The following is a 6,020-nucleotide window of genomic DNA, read 5'->3' on the forward strand; positions in this document are numbered from 1 at the left end:
GGCCGCGACGGTCGCCGGGGGCGGCCCGGCCTGCGCGACCGGGGCGGGGACGTGCGCGCGGAGGACCTCCGCGACCGCCCGCACGTCGGCGGCCGTCGTCGAGCCGCCCCCGGGGCCACGCAGCCCGAGCGCGGCGGTCGGTCGCGTCGCGAGCCAGGTGCGGCGGACGCCCTCGGACGTGACCACCTCGATGCCGTACTTCGTCCGGACCTCCTGCACGCGACGCCATGGGTAGGTGCTCGTGCGGCGCACGTCGACGATCGTGAGCGTGTCGTCGGTGAGCTCGAAGCGCGGGCGCCAGAGCACGGCCCACGCGATGAACGCGGTGAAGACACTCGGCACGGGGACGAGCCACGGGTTGCCGCCGGTCAGCAGCGCGAGCGGGACCAGCACGACCGCGACGGCCCACAGGACGACGGCGAACAGGCGCATCCGGGGCGCGACGACGGTGCTCATCCAGGCCATCGTAGGGGAGCGGGCGGGGTCGAGAGCGCCTCCCCGGGGACGCCCGGGAGCGGGTGTGACACACCTGCGCGTACGGCCGGGCGACCCGGTTCCCCGGGGAGGCGGGTCCGATGCGGACCTCGTCCGTCCATGGTCGGCACGCCCCGTCCGGGTGTCAACACCCGACGCCCGATCCTCAGGAATGCCGGCCCGTCCGGCGCGGTCAGACGAGCTGTTCGACCTGCTCGCGGATGGTCTCCGCCTTCGGGAAGCGCAGGCCGACGAGCCCGACGTGGCGCCACCGGACGATGCCGTCGGCGTCGATGACGAAGACCGAGCGGCGGAGGCCGATGCCCGGCGCCCGGACACCGTAGGCGCGCGCGACGTCGCCGCCGGTGTCGCTCAGCAGCGGGAACGACAGGGATGCGCCGCGGGCGAAGTCCTCGTGGGAGTCCAACGCCTGCGGGCTGACGCCCCAGACGACGGCGCCGAGGTCGGTGAAGTCGTCGAGCTCCTCCTGGTAGCTGCAGAGCTGGGCCGTGCAGACGGGCGTGGCGTCGCCGGGGTAGAAGGCGAGGACGAGCGGACGGCCGATGACCGCCGACAGGGCGTACTCGTCGTCCGTGCGGGTGCCGTTCCGGACGACGAGTCCGGGCAGGGAGAAGTCGGGCGCGGTGTCGCCCGGCTCGGGGATGCTCATGCCCTCACAGTAGGACAGGGAACGGGCCCGGTCGCGTGGTGCGACCGGGCCCGTCCTGGTGTCGTGCTGCTACTTGGTGAACCCGACCTTGGTCCAGTCGTAGACCATGGCGCCGGCACGGGCGCCGTAGTTCGCGAGCTTCGGGTTCTGCGCGATGACACGGGGCGACTGCACGATCGGCAGGGAGTGTCCGATCGCCCACACGTTCTCGTCGACCTGGTTCCACAGGGCGTTCGCCTTGGTGGTGTCGGTCTCCGCGATCGCCTGGTTCACGAGCTTGTCGATCTTCTCGTTGCCGACGCGACCGTAGTTCTGGCCGGTGTCGCCGCTGATGAAGATGCTCGCGCCGCTGGCGTGGTAGCCGGTGCCGCCCCAGAGGAACAGCGTCATGTCGTAGTTGCCCGGCGTGACGTACTGCGGGAAGAAGTCGTCGCTCGACACCGACTTGATGGACAGCTTCACGCCGACGTCCTTGAGCTGGGCCTGGATGACCTCGGCGATCTTCTGCGAGCTCGTGGCGCCGGACGGGATCGTGATGGAGATCGCGAGCGTCTTCCCGTCCTTCTTCCGGTACGCGCCGTCGGTCTTCCACCCGTCGTCGTCGAGGAGCTTCTTGGCCTTCTCGACGTCGAACGTGCCGTTCGGGCTCGAGTTGTCCTTGTACCCGTTGTCCGTGGCGAGGAACACGTGGTTGTTCAGCACCGGCAGCTTGTACGGCAGGGTGCCGCCGATGACCGATGCGAGCGATTCACGGTTGATCGCGTGCTGCAACGCGAGTCGGAGCTTCTCGTCCTTCAGGGTGCCCTGCGAGGAGAAGTCGACGTGGGTGTACGAGGCCGACTGGGACGCGTAGATCTTCGTGTCCTTCGCGTCCTTGACCCGGGCGTACCGGTCCGAGGTACCGACCGACACGGAGTCGAGCTCCTTGTTCAGGTAGGCGTCGACGTCGGCGTTGCCGTCGAGGCTCCGGAAGATGACCTGGTCGAGCTTCGGCTTGTCGCCCCACCACTTCTCGTCGGGGACGAGCGTGACGGTGCCCGCGGTCTCGTCGAGCTTCGACACCTTGTACGGACCGGCCGAGACCGGGACCTTGTCCTTGTAGCCGTTGTTGAAGCCGTCGGGCGTCCCGATGACGCTCGCCGGGTACAGCGGGCTGAAGAGCGACTTCCAGTCCGAGAACGGCGTCGAGTACTTCACGATCGCCTGGCGCTCGTCGGAGCCCTGGGTCACGGACTCGATGTCCTTCCACCCGGTGCTGTCACCGATCTGGTAGCTCGGGTCGGTCCCGTTGTTCGCCTTCCAGAGCGCCTCGAAGTCCTTCCACGTGATCGGCGTGCCGTCGTTCCACACGGCCTTCGGGTTCACGGTGTACGTGATCGTCAGCGGGTCCTCGCTGGTGACCTCGGCCGACTCGAGCGTGTCCTTGTCGAGCTGCGGCTTGCCGTCGGAGTCGATCACGAACGTCTGCGGCATCGTCGCCGCCTCGACGTCAGCGGCGTCCTGCAGGGTGCCGTCGAGCTCGAAGTAGTTCCACTGCGAGATCCACTGCGAGATCGGCAGTCGGAGCGTGCCGCCCTGCTGCAGGTCGGAGACGGGCTTCTCGTTGATCTGGGCGCTGGAGGGCAGGGCCTCCTTGCCCGAGTCACCGGAGCCGCCGGACCCGCCGGAGCCACCGCTGGAGCATCCGGTGGCGACGAGGGCGAAGCCGGCGAGTGCCGCCGTCAACGCCAGGGCTTTCCTGTGCTTCATGTTCTTCCTCCCGTGAAGATTGGGATCACCCTACGTCCCCTGGGTGGGGGCAGACGAGGGCTTCTGTTGCAAACGCCAATTCGTTACGCGCGGCGACCGAGCGTGTCATCTGCCGGAAACAAATCGAGTCGTAAGGTGATCCGCATGATCCGCTACCTGGCGCGTCGACTCGTGTACTACGTCGTGCTCGTGTTCCTCGCCACGTCGCTGACGTACTTCCTCGCGTCGGCAACGTTCAGCCCCCGATCCGTCTACGCGGAACGCAACCCGGCGCCGCCGACCGCCGTGGTCGACGCCAAGCTCGACCACATCGGCGTGAACGACAAGACACCGGTCATCGTCCGGTACGGGCACTGGCTCGGCGACGCGGTGCAGGGCAACCTCGGCCAGACGATCCAGGACAAGAGCGTCAACGACGCGTTCTGGCCGCGACTGGGCGTCAGCCTGCGGCTCCTGCTCGTCGGGTCGGTCATCGGCATCGTGCTCGGCGTGCTGCTCGGTGTCTGGAACGCGATCCGGCAGTACCGGTTGTCCGACCGGGTGAGCGCGATCATCTCGATCTTCCTCATCTCGACGCCCGTGTTCCTGACCGCGGTCTTCCTGAAGATCGGAGCGACGAAGCTCAACCAGGACAGCGGCACGCAGCTCATCAACTTCACCGGCGAGGCAACGCCCGGGCTCTCCGGCAGCTGGTGGGAGCTGTTCGCGGACCGGGGCGTGCACCTGCTCCTGCCGACCATCTCGATCGCACTCGGCCTGATCGCGATCTACAGTCGGTACCAGCGGGCGACGATGCTCGACGTGCTCGGCTCCGACTTCCTGCGGACGGCGAGGGCGAAGGGTCTGACGAAGGGCCGCGCGACGTTCAAGCACGGTCTGCGGACGGCCCTCATCCCGATGACGACGCTGTTCGCCTACGGGTTCCTCGGCATCCTGACGGGTGCGACCTTCACCGAGAAGATCTTCGGGTGGAACGGCCTCGGCGCCTGGTTCATCGACGCGGTCCAGAACAACGACGTGAACTCCGTCACCGCCTACACCCTGTTCGCGGCGGTCGTGGTGCTGCTCGCGGGGTTCCTCGCCGACACCATGACCGCCGTGCTCGACCCGCGCGTCCGGAGGGCCTGACATGACCGACACCCGCATCGAGCCCGTCGACGGGTCGACCGTCGCGCGCGCGGACACCCCGCTCCCCGGGACGCCGGCACCCGGCCGGAAGCAGCGCAACCGCTTCGTGCAGACCGTCGTCCGAGTCTTCATGAACCGCGGTGCCGGGGTCGGCCTCGTGACCATCCTCGTGCTGTTCGCGTTCGCCTTCATCGGCCCGCTCGTCAGCCCGTGGGGGTACTCACAGATCGACTACACCGCGTTCACGCAGCCGCCGAGCGGGACGCACTGGTTCGGCACCAACGGCATCGGGCAGGACGTCTTCACCCAGACCGCCCGAGCGATGCAGAAGAGCCTGCTGATCGGGCTGCTCGTCGCGGTGTTCTCCACCGCGCTCGCCGCCCTGGCCGGGGCTGCCGCCGGGTACTTCGGCGGCTGGACCGACCGCATCGTGATGTTCTTCGTCGACGTGCTGCTCGTGCTGCCGTCGTTCCTGATCATCGCGATCATCAGCCCGCGGATCCAGGACTCCGGCTGGATCGTCCTGGTCGTCCTCATCGCGGCGTTCGGCTGGATGGTCACCGCCCGGGTCGTCCGCTCGATGACGCTGTCGGTCAAGGAGCGCGAGTTCGTCCGCGCGGCCCGGTACATGGGCATCGGCCCGTTCCGGATCATCGTCCGGCACATCCTGCCGAACGTGGCGTCCTTCCTCATCATCGACGGCACGATCCAGGTCGGCGCCGCGGTGTTGTCCGAGACGAGCCTCAGCTACTTCGGCTTCGGCGTGCAGGCGCCGGACGTCTCGCTCGGCACCCTCATCGCGCAGAACCAGGACGCCGCGCTCACCTACCCGTGGCTGTTCTACTTCGCGGCCGGCGCCCTCGTGGTGTTCGCGCTCGCGGCGAACCTGCTCGGCGACGGTCTGCGGGACGCACTCGATCCGACGTCGGCGACCGGCAAGCGGCAGAAGCGGAGCGGCCGGAAGCGCGATCAGAACCAGGCCGCGGTCGACGCCGCGACCATCACCACGCAGGCAGGGGCCGGCGCATGAGCACCACCACGACCACCACCGAGACCGTCCTGCGCGTGCGCGATCTGGACGTCCGCTTCCCGACACCACGCGGTGAGGTGCACGCCGTCCGCGGCGTCGACCTGGAACTGCGCCGCGGCGAGGTCCTCGGCATCGTGGGGGAGTCCGGCTCGGGCAAGTCCGTGACGAGCATGGCGATCCTCGGCCTGCTGCCGGAGACCACGAAGGTCACGGGGTCGATCGAGCTCGAGGGGCAGGAGCTCATCGGCCGCAGCGACAAGCAGATGAGCAAGCTCCGCGGTGCGAAGGTCGCGATGGTCTTCCAGGACCCGCTGTCGGCCTTCACACCCGTGTACACGATCGGCGACCAGATCGCCGAGACCGTCCTCGTGCACCGCGGTGGCACCAAGCAGCAGGCCCGCGCCCGGGCGGTGGAGCTGCTCAAGCTCGTGGGCATCCCGCAGGCCGAGCAGCGCGTCGACGCCTTCCCGCACGAGTTCTCGGGCGGCATGCGACAGCGCGCGATGATCGCGATGGCCATGGCGAACGACCCGGACGTGATCCTGGCGGACGAGCCGACGACGGCGCTGGACGTGACGATCCAGGCGCAGATCATCGACGTCCTGCGGACCGCGCAGCAGGAGACCGGGGCCGCCCTGGTGTTCGTCAGCCACGACCTCGGGGTCATCGCCGGCATCGCCGACCGGATCGCGGTGATGTACGCCGGGCGGATCGTCGAGACCGCGAGCGCCGAGGAACTCTTCGCTCGGCCACGGATGCCGTACACGATCGGCTTGATCGGCGCGCTGCCGCGGCTCGACGAGTCGAGCGGCGGTCCGCTCGTGCCGATCCCGGGCTCGCCACCGTCGCTGATCGGACTCGCCGACGCGTGCCCGTTCGCCGACCGGTGCCCGCTCGCCGCCGCCGTGTGCCGCGGGTCCGAACCGCCGCTCGCCACCGTCGACGTCGCCGCCGGCGTGGCGGGCGAGG

Annotated in this window: 6 protein-coding genes; 3 read left to right on the forward strand and 3 right to left on the reverse strand. The window is 69.1% G+C overall.

The features are described from left to right. From D8M35_RS15125 to D8M35_RS15135, 3 genes are all read right to left on the reverse strand, one after another. Nucleotides 1–456, reverse strand: a 456-nt coding sequence (locus D8M35_RS15125; protein ID WP_174234764.1) for a PH domain-containing protein, incomplete at its 3' end; no start/stop codon positions are given. A gap of 211 nt (nucleotides 457–667) precedes the next feature. Then, nucleotides 668–1,144: a peroxiredoxin gene (locus tag D8M35_RS15130; protein WP_126892577.1), complete on the reverse strand. Its 477-nt coding sequence runs from the start codon at nucleotides 1,142–1,144 to the stop codon at nucleotides 668–670. A 69-nt stretch (nucleotides 1,145–1,213) separates the two neighbouring features. Next, entirely contained in the window at nucleotides 1,214–2,893 is a 1,680-nt protein-coding gene (locus tag D8M35_RS15135) for an ABC transporter family substrate-binding protein (RefSeq protein WP_126892578.1), read from the reverse strand. Nucleotides 2,894–3,037: 144 nt separating this feature from the next. On the opposite strand from D8M35_RS15135, the gene D8M35_RS15140 reads away from it, so the two are divergent. From D8M35_RS15140 to D8M35_RS15150, 3 genes are all read left to right on the forward strand, one after another. After that, a complete protein-coding gene (locus D8M35_RS15140; protein ID WP_126892579.1) occupies nucleotides 3,038–4,021 on the forward strand; it encodes an ABC transporter permease in 984 nt (327 codons plus the stop codon). Nucleotide 4,022: 1 nt separating this feature from the next. Further along, nucleotides 4,023–5,051 carry an ABC transporter permease gene (locus D8M35_RS15145; protein ID WP_126892580.1) on the forward strand — a complete coding sequence of 343 codons (1,029 nt, stop codon included), beginning with the start codon at nucleotides 4,023–4,025 and terminating at the stop codon, nucleotides 5,049–5,051. Further along, nucleotides 5,048–6,020: ABC transporter ATP-binding protein (locus D8M35_RS15150; RefSeq protein WP_148113396.1), on the forward strand; the 973-nt coding region annotated here is incomplete at its 3' end. The genes D8M35_RS15145 and D8M35_RS15150, both read left to right, overlap by 4 nt.

Source organism: Curtobacterium sp. HSID17257, from assembly GCF_003989515.1.
Lineage (GTDB): Bacteria > Actinomycetota > Actinomycetes > Actinomycetales > Microbacteriaceae > Curtobacterium.